At 49.7% G+C, this 16,633-nt stretch carries 18 protein-coding genes; 12 read left to right on the top strand and 6 right to left on the bottom strand.

Annotated elements, in window-relative coordinates; translation table 11 throughout:
- Window positions 1-39 precede the first annotated feature (39 nt).
- Entirely contained in the window at window positions 40-630 is a 591-nt protein-coding gene (cobO, locus tag ATB02_RS05865; protein ID WP_001278875.1) for a cob(I)yrinic acid a,c-diamide adenosyltransferase, read from the bottom strand.
- The gene (locus ATB02_RS05860; RefSeq protein WP_105271241.1) at window positions 627-1,385 is read right to left on the bottom strand and encodes a YciK family oxidoreductase; all 759 of its coding nucleotides are present in this window, start codon (window positions 1,383-1,385) and stop codon (window positions 627-629) included. Before ATB02_RS05860 ends, cobO begins: the two co-directional genes overlap by 4 nt.
- 219 nt (window positions 1,386-1,604) lie before the next feature.
- On the opposite strand from ATB02_RS05860, the gene sohB reads away from it, so the two are divergent.
- Window positions 1,605-2,654 (top strand): protease SohB, encoded by a 1,050-nt coding sequence (sohB, locus tag ATB02_RS05855; protein WP_000422059.1) that lies wholly within the window; start codon window positions 1,605-1,607, stop codon window positions 2,652-2,654.
- Between the two features lie 35 nt (window positions 2,655-2,689).
- Here sohB and ATB02_RS05850 read toward each other — a convergent pair whose 3' ends face one another.
- Entirely contained in the window at window positions 2,690-2,941 is a 252-nt protein-coding gene (locus ATB02_RS05850) for a YciN family protein (RefSeq protein WP_105271240.1), read from the bottom strand.
- 379 nt (window positions 2,942-3,320) lie between these two features.
- Here ATB02_RS05850 and topA point away from each other — a divergent pair, with 379 nt between their 5' ends.
- The 6 genes from topA (at window position 3,321) to acnA (ending at window position 10,779) form a co-directional block, all read left to right on the top strand.
- Window positions 3,321-5,918 (top strand): type I DNA topoisomerase, encoded by a 2,598-nt coding sequence (gene topA, locus ATB02_RS05840; RefSeq protein WP_001309471.1) that lies wholly within the window; start codon window positions 3,321-3,323, stop codon window positions 5,916-5,918.
- 209 nt (window positions 5,919-6,127) lie between these two features.
- On the top strand, window positions 6,128-7,102 hold the full coding sequence (cysB, locus tag ATB02_RS05830; protein ID WP_000776253.1) for an HTH-type transcriptional regulator CysB: 975 nt from the start codon (window positions 6,128-6,130) through the stop codon (window positions 7,100-7,102).
- Window positions 7,103-7,420: 318 nt separating this feature from the next.
- The gene (locus ATB02_RS05825) at window positions 7,421-7,561 is read left to right on the top strand and encodes a YmiA family putative membrane protein (RefSeq protein WP_001300896.1); all 141 of its coding nucleotides are present in this window, start codon (window positions 7,421-7,423) and stop codon (window positions 7,559-7,561) included.
- 2 nt (window positions 7,562-7,563) lie between these two features.
- Window positions 7,564-7,731, top strand: coding sequence for a protein YciX (yciX, locus tag ATB02_RS05820; RefSeq protein WP_001353237.1), 168 nt, complete (start codon window positions 7,564-7,566; stop codon window positions 7,729-7,731).
- Between the two features lie 113 nt (window positions 7,732-7,844).
- Complete coding sequence (gene ymiC, locus ATB02_RS26045) at window positions 7,845-7,940, top strand: small membrane protein YmiC (RefSeq protein ID WP_001310756.1); 96 nt, start codon at window positions 7,845-7,847, stop codon at window positions 7,938-7,940.
- A 163-nt stretch (window positions 7,941-8,103) separates the two neighbouring features.
- Window positions 8,104-10,779, top strand: coding sequence for an aconitate hydratase AcnA (gene acnA, locus ATB02_RS05805; RefSeq protein WP_105271238.1), 2,676 nt, complete (start codon window positions 8,104-8,106; stop codon window positions 10,777-10,779).
- A 63-nt stretch (window positions 10,780-10,842) separates the two neighbouring features.
- Here the strand turns inward: acnA and ribA are convergent, their stop codons facing one another.
- The gene (gene ribA / locus ATB02_RS05800; protein ID WP_001176295.1) at window positions 10,843-11,433 is read right to left on the bottom strand and encodes a GTP cyclohydrolase II; all 591 of its coding nucleotides are present in this window, start codon (window positions 11,431-11,433) and stop codon (window positions 10,843-10,845) included.
- 169 nt (window positions 11,434-11,602) lie between these two features.
- Between ribA and pgpB the strand changes: the two genes are divergently transcribed.
- The 5 genes from pgpB to yciH all read left to right on the top strand — a co-directional run bounded on the left by pgpB (window position 11,603) and on the right by yciH (window position 15,255).
- Window positions 11,603-12,367: a phosphatidylglycerophosphatase B gene (gene pgpB, locus ATB02_RS05795; RefSeq protein ID WP_001256551.1), complete on the top strand. Its 765-nt coding sequence runs from the start codon at window positions 11,603-11,605 to the stop codon at window positions 12,365-12,367.
- Between the two features lie 148 nt (window positions 12,368-12,515).
- Window positions 12,516-12,824: a lipopolysaccharide assembly protein LapA gene (gene lapA / locus ATB02_RS05790; RefSeq protein WP_000876284.1), complete on the top strand. Its 309-nt coding sequence runs from the start codon at window positions 12,516-12,518 to the stop codon at window positions 12,822-12,824.
- Between the two features lie 6 nt (window positions 12,825-12,830).
- The gene (gene lapB / locus ATB02_RS05785) at window positions 12,831-14,000 is read left to right on the top strand and encodes a lipopolysaccharide assembly protein LapB (RefSeq protein WP_000891336.1); all 1,170 of its coding nucleotides are present in this window, start codon (window positions 12,831-12,833) and stop codon (window positions 13,998-14,000) included.
- Between the two features lie 191 nt (window positions 14,001-14,191).
- Window positions 14,192-14,929, top strand: a complete 738-nt coding sequence (pyrF, locus tag ATB02_RS05780; RefSeq protein ID WP_105271237.1) for an orotidine-5'-phosphate decarboxylase — start codon at window positions 14,192-14,194, stop codon at window positions 14,927-14,929.
- Window positions 14,929-15,255, top strand: coding sequence for a stress response translation initiation inhibitor YciH (gene yciH / locus ATB02_RS05775; RefSeq protein WP_001353236.1), 327 nt, complete (start codon window positions 14,929-14,931; stop codon window positions 15,253-15,255). The genes pyrF and yciH overlap by 1 nt, the downstream gene beginning before the upstream one ends.
- Before the next feature lie 125 nt (window positions 15,256-15,380).
- On the opposite strand, the gene osmB is transcribed toward yciH, so the two are convergent.
- Both osmB and yciT read right to left on the bottom strand, forming a co-directional pair.
- Window positions 15,381-15,599, bottom strand: a complete 219-nt coding sequence (gene osmB / locus ATB02_RS05770; RefSeq protein ID WP_000498253.1) for an osmotically-inducible lipoprotein OsmB — start codon at window positions 15,597-15,599, stop codon at window positions 15,381-15,383.
- Window positions 15,600-15,867: 268 nt separating this feature from the next.
- The gene (gene yciT / locus ATB02_RS05765) at window positions 15,868-16,617 is read right to left on the bottom strand and encodes a DNA-binding transcriptional regulator YciT (protein WP_001088613.1); all 750 of its coding nucleotides are present in this window, start codon (window positions 16,615-16,617) and stop codon (window positions 15,868-15,870) included.
- Between the last annotated feature and the right edge of the window lie 16 nt (window positions 16,618-16,633).

The following is a 16,633-nucleotide window of genomic DNA, read 5'->3' as shown; positions in this document are numbered from 1 at the left end:
TAAAGCACCTCAAGAGGCGATCTTTTGAGGTGCTTTCCCTTAATAATCAATCCCGATTTGCGCCTTAACACCGGCATCAAACGCATGTTTGACGGGGCGTAATTCACTTACCGTATCCGCCAGTTCAAGAATATCCCGATGACAACCACGACCCGTGATAATCACCGTCTGTTGATGTGGACGTTCATTTAACGCCTGCACCACTTCATCCAGTGGTAAATAGTCATACGCCACCATATACGTCAGCTCATCGAGCAAAACCATATCCAGTGAAGCATCTGCCAGCATTCGTTTGGCATGTTGCCAGACTTCACGGCAGGCCGCGGTATCAGATTCGCGGTTTTGCGTATCCCAGGTAAAGCCCGTTGCCATCACCTGAAATTCAACGCCGTGTGGTTCCAGCAGATTTCGTTCGCCATTAGGCCAGGTGCCTTTAATAAACTGCACGACGCCCACTTTTTTTCCGTGACCAACTGCGCGTGTTGCCGTACCAAATGCTGCGGTGGTTTTGCCTTTTCCATTGCCGGTAAAGACGATGATAATACCGCGTTCATCCTGGGCCTGGGCCACACGGGCATCCACTTTATCTTTTACACGCTGCTGACGCTGTTGGTAGCGTTCATCACTCATTGGGATATTCCTGGTTTACGGCCCGGTTGGGCGTCAAAGGTCATGCCGGTTTTACGGCGGCTGTCATCGCCCATCAGCCAGAGGTAGAGCGGCATGATATCAGCGGGTGTTTTAAGTTTCTGTGGATCTTCGGTCGGGAAGGCGCTTGCGCGCATTGCGGTGCGCGTACCACCTGGGTTAATGCAGTTGACGCGCAGGCGCTGCTGATATTCATCGGCCAGTACCTGCATCATCCCTTCGGTGGCAAATTTCGACGCTGCATAAGCGCCCCAGTTTGCACGCCCCTGACGTCCAACGCTTGATGAAGTAAAGACCAGTGAACCGGCGTCCGATTTGAGTAATAAAGGAAGCAGTGCCTGGGTGAGCATAAAGGTGGCATTAACGTTGACCTGCATGACCTCCTGCCAGACCTGCGGGTTTTGCTCGCTCATTGGGCAAACATCGCCGAGCAATCCGGCATTATGCAAAACACCATCCAGACGCGGATAATTAACGGCAATGCGCTGTGCCAGTTGTTGGCAATCTTCGGACGTGCAGGTCAGCAAATCGAGAATAAACCACTGTGGCTGACGCCCAGTTTCTTCGTTTATGTGGCTGGCTACCTGACGTAATTTTTCTTCATTACGGCCCAACAGAATCACTGTCGCACCATAGCGTGCATACGTCATCGCGGCTTCACGACCAATACCATTGCTGGCTCCCGTCACCAGGATAATGCGATCATTGAGTAAATCTTGTTTTGGCTGGTAATGCATGGCTACTCCTCAACGACGTTGTCTGTCGCGCTGCCAGTGTACTTTATGACTTTGGGGCTTTATGCCTGAAACAGAAGGGCATTTCAATCAGCCTGGGGCGATAACACCGCAAAATGGATACTTTGTCATACTTTCGCTGCAATAACATCTCTGCGAGACGGCTTAACATGCCTGTTGTAAACTGTGAGCCAAAGCGTTGTTTAACCAAGGTGGGGACTCGTGGAATTGTTGTCTGAATATGGTTTGTTTTTGGCGAAAATCGTTACCGTTGTGCTAGCGATTGCGGCGATTGCCGCCATTATTGTCAATGTTGCTCAACGTAATAAACGCCAGCGTGGCGAGTTACGGGTCAACAATCTCAGCGAACAGTATAAGGAGATGAAAGAAGAACTGGCCGCGGCGCTGATGGACACTCATCAGCAAAAACAGTGGCATAAAGCGCAGAAGAAAAAGCACAAGCAAGAAGCGAAAGCCGCAAAAGCGAAAGCCAAACTGGGCGAGGTGGCAACTGACAGTAAACCTCGCGTCTGGGTGCTGGATTTTAAAGGCAGCATGGACGCCCATGAAGTGAACTCGCTACGTGAAGAGATAACGGCGGTACTCGCAGCATTTAAACCGCAGGATCAGGTTGTGCTACGTCTGGAAAGCCCTGGTGGCATGGTGCATGGTTACGGGCTGGCGGCTTCGCAGCTGCAGCGTCTGCGTGATAAAAACATTCCTTTAACTGTTACGGTAGACAAAGTTGCTGCCAGCGGCGGTTACATGATGGCCTGTGTGGCGGACAAAATTGTTTCCGCACCGTTTGCTATTGTGGGTTCCATTGGGGTGGTGGCGCAAATGCCCAACTTTAACCGCTTCCTGAAAAGCAAAGATATTGATATCGAACTGCACACCGCCGGGCAGTATAAGCGCACGCTGACCTTGCTGGGTGAAAACACCGAAGAAGGGCGGGAGAAATTCCGCGAAGAGCTGAACGAAACGCATCAGTTATTTAAAGATTTTGTGAAGCGTATGCGTCCGTCTCTGGATATTGAACAGGTGGCAACGGGTGAACACTGGTACGGACAACAGGCGGTAGAGAAAGGCCTGGTTGATGAAATCAACACCAGTGATGAAGTTATTCTTAGCCTGATGGAAGGCCGTGAAGTGGTCAATGTACGCTATATGCAGCGTAAACGACTCATTGACCGATTCACCGGCAGCGCGGCAGAGAGCGCCGATCGATTGTTGCTACGCTGGTGGCAGCGGGGGCAAAAGCCATTGATGTAAAAGACAAACGCGAGGGTAAGACCTCGCGTTTTGCTTTAATCAACCAGGTGATATTTTTCTGAAAGCACATGGGCCAGGTGTTTGAACATATTAAACACCGCGGTGCTTTTGGCTGTTGGCAATCCTTGTTCATCTAAAAAGTAGTCGCCGGTAAATACCAGCACGCCATTACGCTGCGTGACGCCGGTGGCTTCAATCCCTGCGAGCGTATCCTCATGCTCACGAATGATTTTATTGGCCTCTTGCAACAGCGTTTCGCGGTCGATGGGTTGTGTCTCTTTGTTCATTATTTACTCCTTAAACAAGGACATTAGTCTACGCCAGGCATGGCTTGCAGACAAATATACCACGCTGGTGGCAAGAGCGCCTTACTGGCAACTTTGGATTTTGCATGCTAATAAAGTTGCGTATCGGATTTTATCAGGTACAGTGTGACGCTTTCGTCAATCTGGCAATAGATTTGCTTGACATTCGACCAAAATTCCGTCGTGCTATAGCGCCTGTAGGCCAAGACCTGTTAACTCAGTCACCTGAATTTTCGTGAACAGAGTCACGACAAGGGGTTGATATCCGCAGAGAACGAGTCCATATCGGTAACTCGTTGCCAGTGGAAGGTTTATCAACGTGCGACGCATTCCTGGAAGAATCAAATTAGGTAAGGTGAATATGGGTAAAGCTCTTGTCATCGTTGAGTCCCCGGCAAAAGCCAAAACGATCAACAAGTATCTGGGTAGTGACTACGTGGTGAAATCCAGCGTCGGTCACATCCGCGATTTGCCGACCAGTGGCTCAGCTGCCAAAAAGAGTGCCGACTCTACCTCCACCAAGACGGCTAAAAAGCCTAAAAAGGATGAACGTGGCGCTCTCGTCAACCGTATGGGGGTTGACCCGTGGCACAATTGGGAGGCGCACTATGAAGTGTTGCCTGGTAAAGAGAAGGTCGTCTCTGAACTGAAACAACTGGCTGAAAAAGCCGACCACATCTATCTCGCAACCGACCTTGACCGCGAAGGGGAAGCCATTGCATGGCACCTGCGGGAAGTGATTGGTGGTGATGATGCGCGCTATAGCCGAGTGGTGTTTAACGAAATTACTAAAAACGCGATCCGCCAGGCATTTAACAAACCGGGTGAGCTGAATATTGATCGTGTTAATGCCCAGCAGGCGCGTCGTTTTATGGACCGCGTGGTGGGATATATGGTTTCGCCGCTGCTGTGGAAAAAGATCGCTCGTGGTCTGTCTGCAGGTCGTGTGCAGTCGGTGGCGGTCCGCCTGGTGGTCGAGCGTGAGCGTGAAATTAAAGCGTTCGTACCGGAAGAGTTCTGGGAAGTCGATGCCAGCACGACCACGCCATCTGGTGATGCGTTGGCGTTGCAGGTGACTCATCAGAACGACAAACCGTTCCGCCCGGTCAACAAAGAACAAACTCAGGCTGCGGTAAGTCTGCTGGAAAAAGCGCGCTACAGCGTGCTGGAACGTGAAGACAAACCGACAACCAGTAAACCTGGCGCTCCTTTTATTACCTCTACGCTGCAACAAGCTGCCAGCACCCGTCTTGGTTTTGGCGTGAAAAAAACCATGATGATGGCGCAGCGTTTGTATGAAGCAGGCTATATCACTTACATGCGTACCGACTCCACCAACCTGAGTCAGGACGCAGTAAATATGGTTCGCGGTTATATCAGCGATAATTTTGGTAAGAAATATCTGCCGGAAAGTCCGAATCAGTACGCCAGCAAAGAAAACTCACAGGAAGCGCACGAAGCGATTCGTCCTTCTGACGTCAATGTGATGGCGGAATCGCTGAAGGATATGGAAGCAGATGCGCAGAAACTGTACCAGTTAATCTGGCGTCAGTTCGTTGCCTGCCAGATGACCCCAGCGAAATATGACTCCACGACGCTGACCGTTGGTGCGGGCGATTTCCGCCTGAAAGCACGCGGTCGTATTTTGCGCTTTGATGGCTGGACGAAAGTGATGCCTGCGCTGCGTAAAGGCGATGAAGATCGTATCTTACCGGCAGTCGATAAAGGCGATGCTCTGACGCTCGTTGAACTGACACCAGCCCAGCACTTTACCAAGCCGCCAGCCCGTTTTAGTGAAGCATCGCTGGTTAAAGAGCTGGAAAAACGCGGTATCGGTCGTCCGTCTACCTACGCGTCGATCATTTCGACCATTCAGGATCGTGGCTATGTGCGAGTAGAAAATCGTCGTTTCTATGCGGAAAAAATGGGCGAAATCGTCACCGATCGCCTGGAAGAGAATTTCCGTGAGTTAATGAACTACGACTTCACCGCACAGATGGAAAACAGCCTCGACCAGGTGGCAAATCACGAAGCAGAGTGGAAAGCTGTACTGGATCACTTCTTCTCGGATTTCACCCAGCAGTTAGATAAAGCTGAAAAAGATCCCGAAGAGGGGGGTATGCGCCCGAACCAGATGGTTCTGACCAGCATCGACTGCCCGACCTGTGGTCGCAAAATGGGGATTCGCACAGCGAGCACCGGGGTATTCCTTGGCTGTTCCGGCTACGCTCTGCCACCGAAAGAGCGTTGCAAAACCACCATCAACCTGGTGCCGGAAAACGAAGTGCTGAACGTGCTGGAAGGTGAAGACGCTGAAACCAACGCGCTGCGCGCAAAACGTCGTTGCCCGAAATGCGGCACGGCGATGGACAGCTATCTCATCGATCCGAAACGTAAGTTGCATGTCTGTGGTAATAACCCAACCTGCGACGGTTACGAGATCGAAGAGGGCGAATTCCGCATTAAAGGTTATGACGGCCCGATCGTTGAGTGTGAAAAATGTGGATCTGAAATGCACCTGAAAATGGGGCGTTTCGGTAAATACATGGCCTGCACTAACGAAGAGTGTAAAAACACACGTAAGATTTTACGTAACGGCGAAGTGGCACCACCGAAGGAAGATCCGGTGCCATTACCGGAGCTGCCGTGCGAAAAATCAGATGCTTATTTCGTGCTGCGTGACGGTGCTGCCGGTGTGTTCCTGGCGGCCAATACCTTCCCGAAATCGCGTGAAACACGTGCGCCACTGGTGGAAGAGCTTTATCGCTTCCGCGACCGTCTGCCGGAAAAACTGCGTTATCTGGCCGATGCGCCACAGCAGGATCCGGAAGGTAATAAGACCATGGTTCGCTTTAGCCGTAAAACCAAACAGCAATATGTCTCTTCGGAAAAAGACGGAAAGGCGACTGGCTGGTCAGCATTTTATGTTGATGGCAAATGGGTTGAAGGGAAAAAATAACCTTTAATTCTGTCAGGTTATTATAAACAAAGGGTCGCGAAAGCGGCCCTTTTTTATTGCATATTATTTTTTCTTCACACCTATACACTAAGGCTATAAATGATATAGTGGTTATAGTTAGCACCTTTTTTATTATTAAATCGTATTAGTCACCCGCCAGGTGTGACGAAAAAACGATGTTCTGATGGCGTCTAAGTGGATGGTTTAACATGAAATTACAACAACTTCGCTATATTGTTGAGGTGGTCAATCATAACCTGAATGTCTCATCAACGGCGGAAGGACTTTACACATCACAACCCGGGATCAGTAAACAAGTCAGAATGCTGGAAGACGAGCTAGGCATTCAAATTTTTTCCCGAAGCGGCAAGCACCTGACGCAGGTAACGCCAGCAGGACAAGAAATAATTCGTATCGCTCGTGAAGTCCTGTCGAAAGTCGATGCCATAAAATCGGTCGCCGGAGAGCACACCTGGCCGGATAAAGGCTCGCTGTATATTGCCACCACGCATACCCAGGCACGCTATGCGTTACCAAACGTCATCAAAGGCTTTATTGAGCGTTATCCTCGCGTTTCTTTGCATATGCACCAGGGCTCGCCGACACAAATTGCTGATGCTGTCTCTAAAGGCAATGCCGATTTCGCTATCGCCACAGAAGCGCTGCATCTGTATGAAGATTTAGTGATGTTACCGTGCTACCACTGGAACCGGGCTATTGTGGTAACCCCGGATCATCCTCTGGCAGGCAAAAAAGCCATTACCATTGAAGAACTGGCGCAATATCCGTTGGTGACATATACCTTCGGCTTTACCGGACGCTCAGAACTGGATACTGCCTTTAACCGCGCAGGGTTAACGCCGCGTATCGTCTTCACGGCAACGGATGCTGACGTCATTAAAACTTACGTCCGGTTAGGGTTGGGGGTAGGGGTTATTGCCAGCATGGCGGTGGATCCGGTCGCCGATCCCGACCTGGTGCGCGTTGATGCTCACGATATCTTCAGCCACAGTACAACCAAAATTGGTTTTCGCCGTAGTACTTTTTTGCGCAGTTATATGTATGATTTCATTCAGCGTTTTGCACCGCATTTAACGCGTGATGTCGTTGATGCGGCTGTCGCATTGCGCTCTAATGAAGAAATTGAGGTCATGTTTAAAGATATAAAACTGCCGGAAAAATAATTTCTTGCGTTATTTTCGGCACCTTTTATGTAGCGAAGGTGCCGGAATATATTCTCTTTTGTTGCTTATTTGTATACCGTGCACAATATTTTTATCCCTCATATTTATAGGGTAAATTACCTGTAAAGTAGTGTCTAATTACCCGCCTCGCAAACTCCAGTTTTCAAATATCTATTTCAGGTCAAAAGATTGAATTATTCACTGGAGACGATTCGTAAATTCGCTGGATTTTTGACTAAAGTTTCTTTAGGATTTGTCTCATCGTATGATTAATTACACCAATCGTTCAACGTCTTGCTGATAAGTGATGGCGATTATATGAGGTTAGCAATGCCTTCTGGAAATCAGGAACCCCGCCGGGACCCTGAATTAAAACGCAAAGCCTGGCTAGCGGTATTTCTTGGTTCTGCACTTTTCTGGGTGGTTGTCGCACTCCTGATTTGGAAAGTGTGGGGATAACTATGGTCGGTCAGGAGCAACTGGAGTCGTCACCATTATGTCAGCATAGTGACAATGAACCAGTAACGAAACGGGAATGTTCCGTCGTTATTCCAGACGACTGGCAACTAACAACGCAGCAGCAAGCCTTTATAGAACTGTTTGCTGAAGATGATCAGCCGAAACAATAATTATCATCATTCTTATTACCCATTTTTAATGAATTAAAGGGCTTTTAATACACCGCAGCAATAACAGGTTAAGTTATCTCAACACAAAGTAATAACCGTTAAGGGTGTAGCCTATGATCAACACAAATATGAAATATTGGTCCTGGATGGGCGCATTTTCTCTGTCGATGCTCTTCTGGGCCGAACTCCTCTGGATCATTACTCACTGATCCCTGACCCCGCTGCGGCGGGGTTTTCATTTTCTTTGCCACAAGGTTTCTCCTCTTTTATCAATTTGGGTTGTTATCAAATCGTTACGCAATGTTTGTGTTATCTTTAATATTCACCCTGAAGAGAATCAGGGCTTCGCAACCCTGTCATTAAGGAGGAGCTATGTCGTCAACCCTACGAGAAGCCAGTAAGGACACGTTGCAGGCCAAAGATAAAACTTACCACTACTACAGCCTGCCGCTTGCTGCCAAATCACTGGGCGATATCACCCGTCTGCCTAAGTCACTCAAAGTTTTGCTCGAAAACCTGCTGCGCTGGCAGGATGGTAACTCGGTTACCGAAGAGGATATCTACGCGCTGGTGGGATGGCTGAAAAATGCCCATGCTGACCGTGAAATTGCCTACCGCCCGGCAAGGGTGCTGATGCAGGACTTTACCGGCGTACCTGCCGTTGTTGATCTGGCGGCAATGCGCGAAGCGGTTAAACGCCTCGGCGGCGATACTGCAAAGGTTAACCCGCTCTCACCGGTCGACCTGGTCATTGACCACTCGGTGACCGTCGATCGTTTTGGTGATGATGAGGCATTTGAAGAAAACGTGCGCCTGGAAATGGAGCGCAACCACGAACGTTATGTGTTCCTGAAATGGGGAAAGCAGGCGTTCAGTCGTTTTAGCGTCGTGCCGCCAGGCACAGGCATTTGCCATCAGGTTAACCTCGAATATCTCGGCAAAGCAGTGTGGAGCGAATTGCAGGACGGTGAATGGATTGCTTATCCGGATACACTCGTTGGTACTGACTCGCACACCACCATGATCAACGGCCTTGGCGTGCTGGGGTGGGGCGTTGGTGGGATCGAAGCCGAAGCCGCAATGTTAGGCCAGCCGGTTTCCATGCTTATCCCGGACGTAGTGGGCTTTAAACTCACCGGAAAATTACGTGAAGGTATTACCGCCACAGACCTGGTTCTCACCGTTACCCAAATGCTGCGCAAACATGGCGTGGTGGGGAAATTCGTCGAATTTTATGGTGATGGGCTGGATTCACTACCGCTGGCGGATCGCGCCACCATTGCCAATATGTCGCCAGAATATGGTGCCACCTGTGGCTTCTTCCCAATCGATGCTGTCACCCTCGATTACATGCGTTTAAGCGGGCGCAGCGAAGATCAGGTCGAGTTGGTCGAAAAATATGCCAAAGCGCAGGGCATGTGGCGTAACCCGGGCGATGAACCGATTTTTACCAGTACGTTAGAACTGGATATGAATGACGTTGAAGCGAGCCTGGCAGGGCCAAAACGCCCACAGGATCGCGTTGCACTGCCCGATGTACCAAAAGCATTTGCCGCCAGTAACGAACTGGAAGTAAATGCCACGCATAAAGATCGCCAGCCGGTCGATTATGTTATGAACGGACATCAGTATCAGTTACCTGATGGCGCGGTGGTCATTGCTGCGATAACGTCGTGCACCAACACCTCTAACCCAAGTGTGCTGATGGCCGCAGGTTTGCTGGCGAAAAAAGCTGTAACTCTGGGCCTCAAGCGGCAACCGTGGGTCAAAGCGTCGCTGGCACCAGGCTCGAAAGTCGTTTCTGATTATCTGGCAAAAGCGAAACTGACACCGTATCTGGATGAACTGGGATTTAACCTTGTGGGATACGGTTGTACCACCTGTATTGGTAACTCTGGTCCATTGCCCGATCCTATCGAAACGGCAATCAAAAAAGGCGATTTAACCGTCGGTGCGGTGCTGTCCGGCAACCGTAACTTTGAAGGCCGTATCCATCCGCTGGTTAAAACTAACTGGCTGGCCTCGCCGCCGCTGGTGGTTGCCTATGCGCTGGCGGGAAATATGAATATTAACCTCGCTTCTGAGCCTATTGCTCACGATCGTAAAGGCGATCCGGTATATCTGAAAGATATCTGGCCATCGGCACAAGAAATTGCCCGTGCGGTAGAACAAGTCTCCACAGAAATGTTCCGCAAAGAGTACGCAGAAGTTTTTGAAGGCACGGCGGAATGGAAAGAGATTAACGTTGCGCGATCCGATACCTACGGTTGGCAGGAGGATTCAACCTATATTCGCTTATCGCCTTTCTTTGATGAAATGCAGGCAACTCCAGCACCTGTGGAAGATATTCACGGAGCGCGGATCCTCGCAATGCTGGGGGATTCGGTTACCACTGACCACATTTCTCCGGCGGGCAGTATTAAGCCCGATAGCCCGGCGGGGCGATATCTACAAGGTCGGGGTGTTGAGCGCAAAGACTTTAACTCCTACGGTTCGCGGCGTGGTAACCATGAAGTGATGATGCGTGGCACCTTCGCCAATATTCGCATTCGTAATGAAATGGTGCCTGGCGTTGAAGGGGGGATGACGCAGCATCTACCTGACAGTGATGTCGTCTCTATTTATGATGCCGCGATGCGCTATAAGCAGGAGCAAACGCCGCTGGCGGTGATTGCCGGGAAAGAGTATGGATCAGGCTCCAGCCGTGACTGGGCGGCAAAAGGTCCGCGTCTACTTGGCATTCGTGTTGTGATTGCCGAATCGTTTGAACGAATTCACCGCTCGAATTTAATTGGCATGGGCATCCTGCCGCTGGAATTTCCGCAAGGCGTGACGCGTAAAACGTTAGGGCTAATCGGGGAAGAGAAGATTGATATTGTCGATCTGCAAAGTCTACAACCCGGTGCGACGGTTCCGGTGACGTTTACGCGCGCGGATGGTAGCCAGGAAGTCGTACCCTGCCGTTGTCGTATCGACACCGCGACGGAGTTGACCTACTACCAGAACGACGGCATTTTGCATTATGTCATTCGTAATATGTTGAAGTAACGAGTATTTGCTTGCCGGTTATTTTGCTTCCGGCAAGCAAATGAATTACACAATGCAATAGGGTTATTTGTTCAGCAAATGACCCATTTTCTCGGCTTTGGTATCGAGATAATGTTCGTTATTGGGGTTACGACCTACAATCAACGGTACGCGTTCAACAATATTAATCCCTGCTTCGGTCAGAATTTCGACTTTTTTCGGGTTGTTGGTTAACAAGCGGACTTCATTGACGCCAAGGAGTTTGAACATATCAGCGCAAAGAGTGAAGTCGCGCTCATCAGCGGCGAAGCCTAACTGGTGGTTAGCCTCTACAGTATCGTAACCTTGATCCTGCAGTGCATAAGCGCGGATTTTATTCAGCAGACCAATGTTACGACCTTCCTGACGGTGATACAGCAAAATACCACGGCCTTCTTCGGCAATTTGCGTCAGTGCCGCTTCGAGCTGGAAGCCACAATCGCAGCGCAAGCTGAACAGGGCGTCACCGGTCAGACATTCGGAATGGACGCGCGCAAGTACCGGGGTATGCCCGGAAATATCGCCATAGACTAGCGCGACATGATCGTGTCCGGTTGCCAGTTCTTCAAATCCCACCATCAGGAAATCGCCCCATGGGGTTGGCAGTTTGGCTTCTGCCACACGTTTAAGCTGCATGAAATTCTCCAGATAATGCTGGTTCTGTATTGGCTTATTTTGCCATAACGAGAAGGGGTTCACCTAATCACGACGCGTCGATCGTTCACGGAATGGCACAAATCTGTCAATTTTTCCTGGAACTGGCATTTTCAGTTATGATTGTGGGACTTATCAAAAAGGAGATGCCATGCGTTCGATTGCCAGACGTACCGCAGTGGGAGCTGCACTATTGCTTGTTATGCCGGTAGCCGTATGGATTTCTGGCTGGCGTTGGCAACCTGGTGAACAAAGTTGGCTACTAAAAGCGGCTTTTTGGGTTACTGAAACTGTCACTCAGCCCTGGGGCGTCATTACACATTTGATTTTATTCGGCTGGTTTCTCTGGTGTCTGCGTTTTCGCATTAAGGCTGCCATTATGTTATTTGCCATTCTGGCGGCGGCAATCCTTGTGGGACAAGGCGTTAAATCCTGGATCAAAGACAAAGTCCAGGAACCACGACCTTTTGTAATCTGGCTGGAAAAAACACATCATATTCCGGTTGATGAGTTCTACACTTTAAAGCGAGCAGAACGCGGAAATTTAGTGAAAGAACAGTTGGCTGAAGAGAATAATATCCCACAATATTTGCGTTCACACTGGCAGAAAGAGACGGGGTTTGCCTTTCCTTCCGGTCACACGATGTTTGCTGCCAGTTGGGCGCTGCTGGCCGTTGGTTTGCTATGGCCGCGTCGGCGAACGTTAACCATTGCTATCTTGCTGGTCTGGGCAACCGGAGTCATGGGAAGCCGCCTGCTGCTCGGGATGCATTGGCCACGCGATCTGGTGGTAGCTACGTTGATTTCGTGGGCGCTGGTGGCGGTGGCAACGTGGCTTGCGCAACGAATTTGTGGGCCATTAACACCACCTGCGGAAGAAAATCGCGAAATTGCACAACGAGAACAAGAAAGTTAACGCTGGTTGATTTTCTGAATTTAGCCCTTAAATCATCAACAATGCGCGTGGATGCCATTTCGCAGACGGCGCGAAAATGGTACTTTAAAGGGCTATTGCGGTAAGTTGACCATAATTTATTCGCTCTAACCACATAACGGGAAGTAATGTGAAATATTTACTCATTTTCTTACTGGTGTTAGCGATCTTCGTGATTTCAGTCACGTTAGGTGCGCAGAACGATCAACAGGTGACGTTTAATTATCTGTTAGCGCAAGGGGAGTACCGTATATCCACATTGCTGGCGGTATTGTTTGCTGCGGGGTTTGCTATCGGTTGGCTGATTTGCGGCCTGTTCTGGCTGCGAGTTCGTGTTTCCCTGGCGCGCGCTGAACGTAAAATAAAGCGACTGGAAAACCAGCTTTCACCCGCGACTGACGTGGCTGTAGCGCCGCATTCGTCAGCGGCGAAGGAATAACTTTCTATGCTGGAGTTGTTGTTTCTGCTTTTGCCTGTAGCCGCTGCCTATGGCTGGTATATGGGCCGCAGAAGTGCGCAACAAAACAAGCAAGATGAAGCCAACCGCTTGTCGCGTGATTACGTAGCGGGGGTTAACTTTCTGCTTAGTAATCAACAGGATAAAGCGGTAGACTTGTTTCTCGATATGCTTAAAGAGGATACGGGTACCGTTGAAGCCCACCTTACGCTCGGAAACCTGTTCCGTTCGCGTGGCGAAGTTGATCGCGCTATTCGCATCCATCAGACCCTAATGGAAAGCGCCTCGCTGACCTATGAACAGCGTCTGTTGGCGATTCAACAACTGGGGCGTGATTACATGGCCGCCGGGTTATACGACCGCGCGGAAGACATGTTCAATCAACTGACCGATGAAACTGACTTCCGCATTGGCGCGCTGCAACAGTTGCTACAAATCTACCAGGCTACCAGCGAGTGGCAGAAAGCAATTGATGTTGCCGAACGCCTGGTGAAGCTGGGTAAAGATAAGCAGCGCGTCGAAATTGCTCATTTCTACTGCGAGATAGCCCTACAGCATATGGCCAGCGACGATCTCGATCGTGCCATGGCCTTGTTAAAAAAAGGTGCGGCGGCAGATAAAAACAGCGCCCGCGTATCCATCATGATGGGGCGCGTATTTATGGCGAAAGGAGAATACGCCAAAGCCGTCGAAAGTTTGCAACGCGTGATATCCCAGGACAGAGAACTGGTCAGCGAAACGCTGGAAATGCTGCAAACCTGCTACCAGCAGTTGGGTAAAACTGCCGAATGGGCAGAGTTCCTGCAGCGCGCGGTGGAAGAGAACACCGGTGCCGATGCTGAACTAATGCTTGCGGACATCATCGAAGCGCGCGACGGCAGTGAGGCCGCACAGGTCTATATTACGCGTCAGCTTCAGCGTCATCCGACCATGCGTGTGTTCCATAAGCTAATGGATTACCACTTAAATGAAGCGGAAGAAGGGCGTGCCAAAGAGAGTCTGATGGTGCTGCGTGACATGGTTGGCGAGAAGGTGCGTAGTAAGCCTCGTTATCGCTGCCAGAAATGTGGTTTTACCGCATACACCCTCTACTGGCATTGTCCATCTTGTCGGGCCTGGTCAACCATTAAACCGATTCGCGGTCTTGATGGCCTGTAATTTTTAAAAAAATCTGACTTTAGTTACAACATACTAATTATTGATGTTCCATTGTGCTCCGGTAACTCGGGCGCAGAAAAGCCTGCCAGGGAAGAAATCGCAACTGTTAATTTTTTATTTCCACGGGTAGAATGCTCGCCGTTTACCTGTTTCGCGCCACTTCCGGTGCCCATCATCAAGAAGGTCTGGTCATGACGTTAACTGCTTCATCTTCTTCCCGCGCTGTTACGAATTCTCCTGTGGTTGTTGCCCTTGATTATCATAATCGTGATGCCGCGCTGGCCTTTGTCGACAAGATCGACCCACGCGATTGTCGTCTGAAAGTCGGCAAAGAGATGTTTACGCTGTTTGGACCTCAATTTGTACGCGAACTTCAACAGCGTGGTTTTGATATCTTCCTCGACCTGAAATTTCACGATATTCCCAACACTGCAGCGCACGCTGTCGCTGCTGCAGCTGACTTAGGCGTGTGGATGGTGAATGTTCACGCCTCCGGTGGGGGGCGTATGATGACCGCAGCGCGTGAGGCACTCGTCCCGTTTGGCAAAGATGCACCGCTTTTGATTGCTGTGACGGTGTTGACGAGCATGGAAGCCAGCGACCTGGCCGATCTTGGCGTGACGCTGTCACCTGCAGATTATGCAGAACGTCTGGCGGCACTGACGCAAAAATGTGGCCTTGATGGTGTGGTGTGTTCTGCTCAGGAAGCTGTGCGCTTTAAACAGGTATTCGGTCAGGAGTTCAAACTGGTTACGCCGGGCATTCGTCCGCAGGGGAGTGAAGCTGGTGACCAGCGCCGCATTATGACGCCAGAACAGGCGTTGGCGGCTGGTGTTGATTATATGGTGATTGGTCGCCCGGTAACGCAATCGGTAGATCCAGCGCAAACGCTGAAAGCGATCAACGCCTCTTTACAGCGGAGTGCATGATGAGTGATTCCAACAGCCGTCTGGTCTACTCAACGGAAACCGGACGTATTGATGAGCCAAAAGCGGCCCCTGTACGCCCTAAAGGCGACGGTGTGGTGCGTATTCAGCGTCAGACCAGTGGACGTAAAGGTAAGGGCGTTTGCTTGATTACCGGTGTCGATCTCGATGATGCCGAACTGACAAAACTGGCAGCGGAACTGAAGAAAAAATGCGGCTGCGGCGGGGCAGTTAAAGATGGAATTATTGAAATCCAGGGTGATAAGCGCGATTTATTAAAATCACTGCTTGAAGCGAAAGGGATGAAGGTAAAACTCGCCGGCGGTTAACATAAAAAGCCACGGATATATCCGTGGCTTTAGAATATTTTACTGTGTGTATTATTCAGTTATTTCGTACTGAACAGAATCAAGCGTATTATAATTGCGAGTCGATAATCGACATTTATTTACGATTATTTACCGACCTGGTGACCAATAACACCACCGACGGCTGCACCACCTAATGTACCCAGCGTACTGCCATCGGTCAGTACTGCACCGCCTAATGCACCTGCGCCCGCGCCAATTGCGGTGTTACGGTCTCGTTTAGACCAGTTAGAACAGGCACTCAGAGACATTGCCAGGGTAATTGCCAGAACAGCCGCGGTCATTTTTTTGCTCGTTACAAACATAATACTCTCTCCTGAATTTATGATTCACGGAAGTAAGCTCTCTATAACTATAATAGCTAAGAATAAGCCTGGTGAAATTATTCCGTGAAATCCGCTCGCGCGCAGGGTTATATCACGCAGGTGATAATGACTTCCTGTTATATCGCTGATAATAATTTTATATCTTGAGAGTGTTAATAACAGGTAAATAGTCTTAATTATCAACCAGGAATCATCTTAGAGCGGATGATTTGCAAAACAGCAAATCATCCGTAGAGAAGGGAAATGGTTAAATGTCAACGACGTGAACGGTGAGTTTACTGTGCTCAAGATGCATCAGATCGCTGGCGCGTATTTTCGAATCGGTAATCACGCGATTGAATCGCTCAACGGGGCCGATGGAGTATGAATGTACAGCACCAAATTTCGAACTGTCAGTCAGGACTATCGCTTCGCACTCTTTTTCCAGCACGGCATTGACCACATCGGTACGCATCATATCGCGACCGGTAAACCCAGTTTCAGGCTGCCAGCCATCAATACCAATAAATGCCTTGCTGAAATGCACCTGTTGGATGCAATGACGTGTCAAAGGGCCAACCATACTTTCGCTTTTTTTCTGGTACACGCCACCGAGTAAAATGACTTCACAAGGCGCGTCTTTCAGCAAATGTGCAATATAGCTGCTGACCGTGATGATAGTGACATTTTTCTTCTGCTCGCCCAGAGTCCGGGCGAGTAGGGCATTGCTGCTGCCATTTTCGATAAAGATAGTTTCGCCCGGTTGAACCAGAGACGCGGCAAACTCGGCGAGTTCACGCTTCAGTGTATAGTTGCTCATCATACGGGTTTCGACGTCATCACTATCAAGCGAAACTGCAAAGCCATGTGCACGGCGGAGGTAACTCAGTTTTTCGAGGGTGTTGAGATCCTGGCGAATGGTAACTTCAGAAACTCCAGTGGCTTTTGCCAGATCGGTTACGCTAACCTGACCCTGGTCAATGACCATCTGTAGAATAGTTTGTTGTCGGGAATTCATCGCTGTAATTCTTATA

This window comes from Escherichia sp. MOD1-EC5189 (assembly GCF_002966045.1).
Taxonomy (GTDB): domain Bacteria; phylum Pseudomonadota; class Gammaproteobacteria; order Enterobacterales; family Enterobacteriaceae; genus Escherichia; species Escherichia coli_F.
The sequence above is the reverse complement of the archived record's forward strand: the minus strand, read 5'-3'. Positions and strand labels throughout refer to the sequence as shown.

Coding starts and splice junctions, on each gene's coding strand:
- cobO (WP_001278875.1), bottom strand. CDS start 630: ATGAGTGATGAACGCTACCAACAGCGTCAGCAGCGTGTAAAAGATAAA.
- ATB02_RS05860 (WP_105271241.1), bottom strand. CDS start 1,385: ATGCATTACCAGCCAAAACAAGATTTACTCAATGATCGCATTATCCTG.
- ATB02_RS05850 (WP_105271240.1), bottom strand. CDS start 2,941: ATGAACAAAGAGACACAACCCATCGACCGCGAAACGCTGTTGCAAGAG.
- topA (WP_001309471.1), top strand. CDS start 3,321: ATGGGTAAAGCTCTTGTCATCGTTGAGTCCCCGGCAAAAGCCAAAACG.
- cysB (WP_000776253.1), top strand. CDS start 6,128: ATGAAATTACAACAACTTCGCTATATTGTTGAGGTGGTCAATCATAAC.
- ATB02_RS05825 (WP_001300896.1), top strand. CDS start 7,421: ATGAGGTTAGCAATGCCTTCTGGAAATCAGGAACCCCGCCGGGACCCT.
- yciX (WP_001353237.1), top strand. CDS start 7,564: ATGGTCGGTCAGGAGCAACTGGAGTCGTCACCATTATGTCAGCATAGT.
- ymiC (WP_001310756.1), top strand. CDS start 7,845: ATGATCAACACAAATATGAAATATTGGTCCTGGATGGGCGCATTTTCT.
- acnA (WP_105271238.1), top strand. CDS start 8,104: ATGTCGTCAACCCTACGAGAAGCCAGTAAGGACACGTTGCAGGCCAAA.
- ribA (WP_001176295.1), bottom strand. CDS start 11,433: ATGCAGCTTAAACGTGTGGCAGAAGCCAAACTGCCAACCCCATGGGGC.
- pgpB (WP_001256551.1), top strand. CDS start 11,603: ATGCGTTCGATTGCCAGACGTACCGCAGTGGGAGCTGCACTATTGCTT.
- lapB (WP_000891336.1), top strand. CDS start 12,831: ATGCTGGAGTTGTTGTTTCTGCTTTTGCCTGTAGCCGCTGCCTATGGC.
- pyrF (WP_105271237.1), top strand. CDS start 14,192: ATGACGTTAACTGCTTCATCTTCTTCCCGCGCTGTTACGAATTCTCCT.
- yciH (WP_001353236.1), top strand. CDS start 14,929: ATGAGTGATTCCAACAGCCGTCTGGTCTACTCAACGGAAACCGGACGT.
- osmB (WP_000498253.1), bottom strand. CDS start 15,599: ATGTTTGTAACGAGCAAAAAAATGACCGCGGCTGTTCTGGCAATTACC.
- yciT (WP_001088613.1), bottom strand. CDS start 16,617: ATGAATTCCCGACAACAAACTATTCTACAGATGGTCATTGACCAGGGT.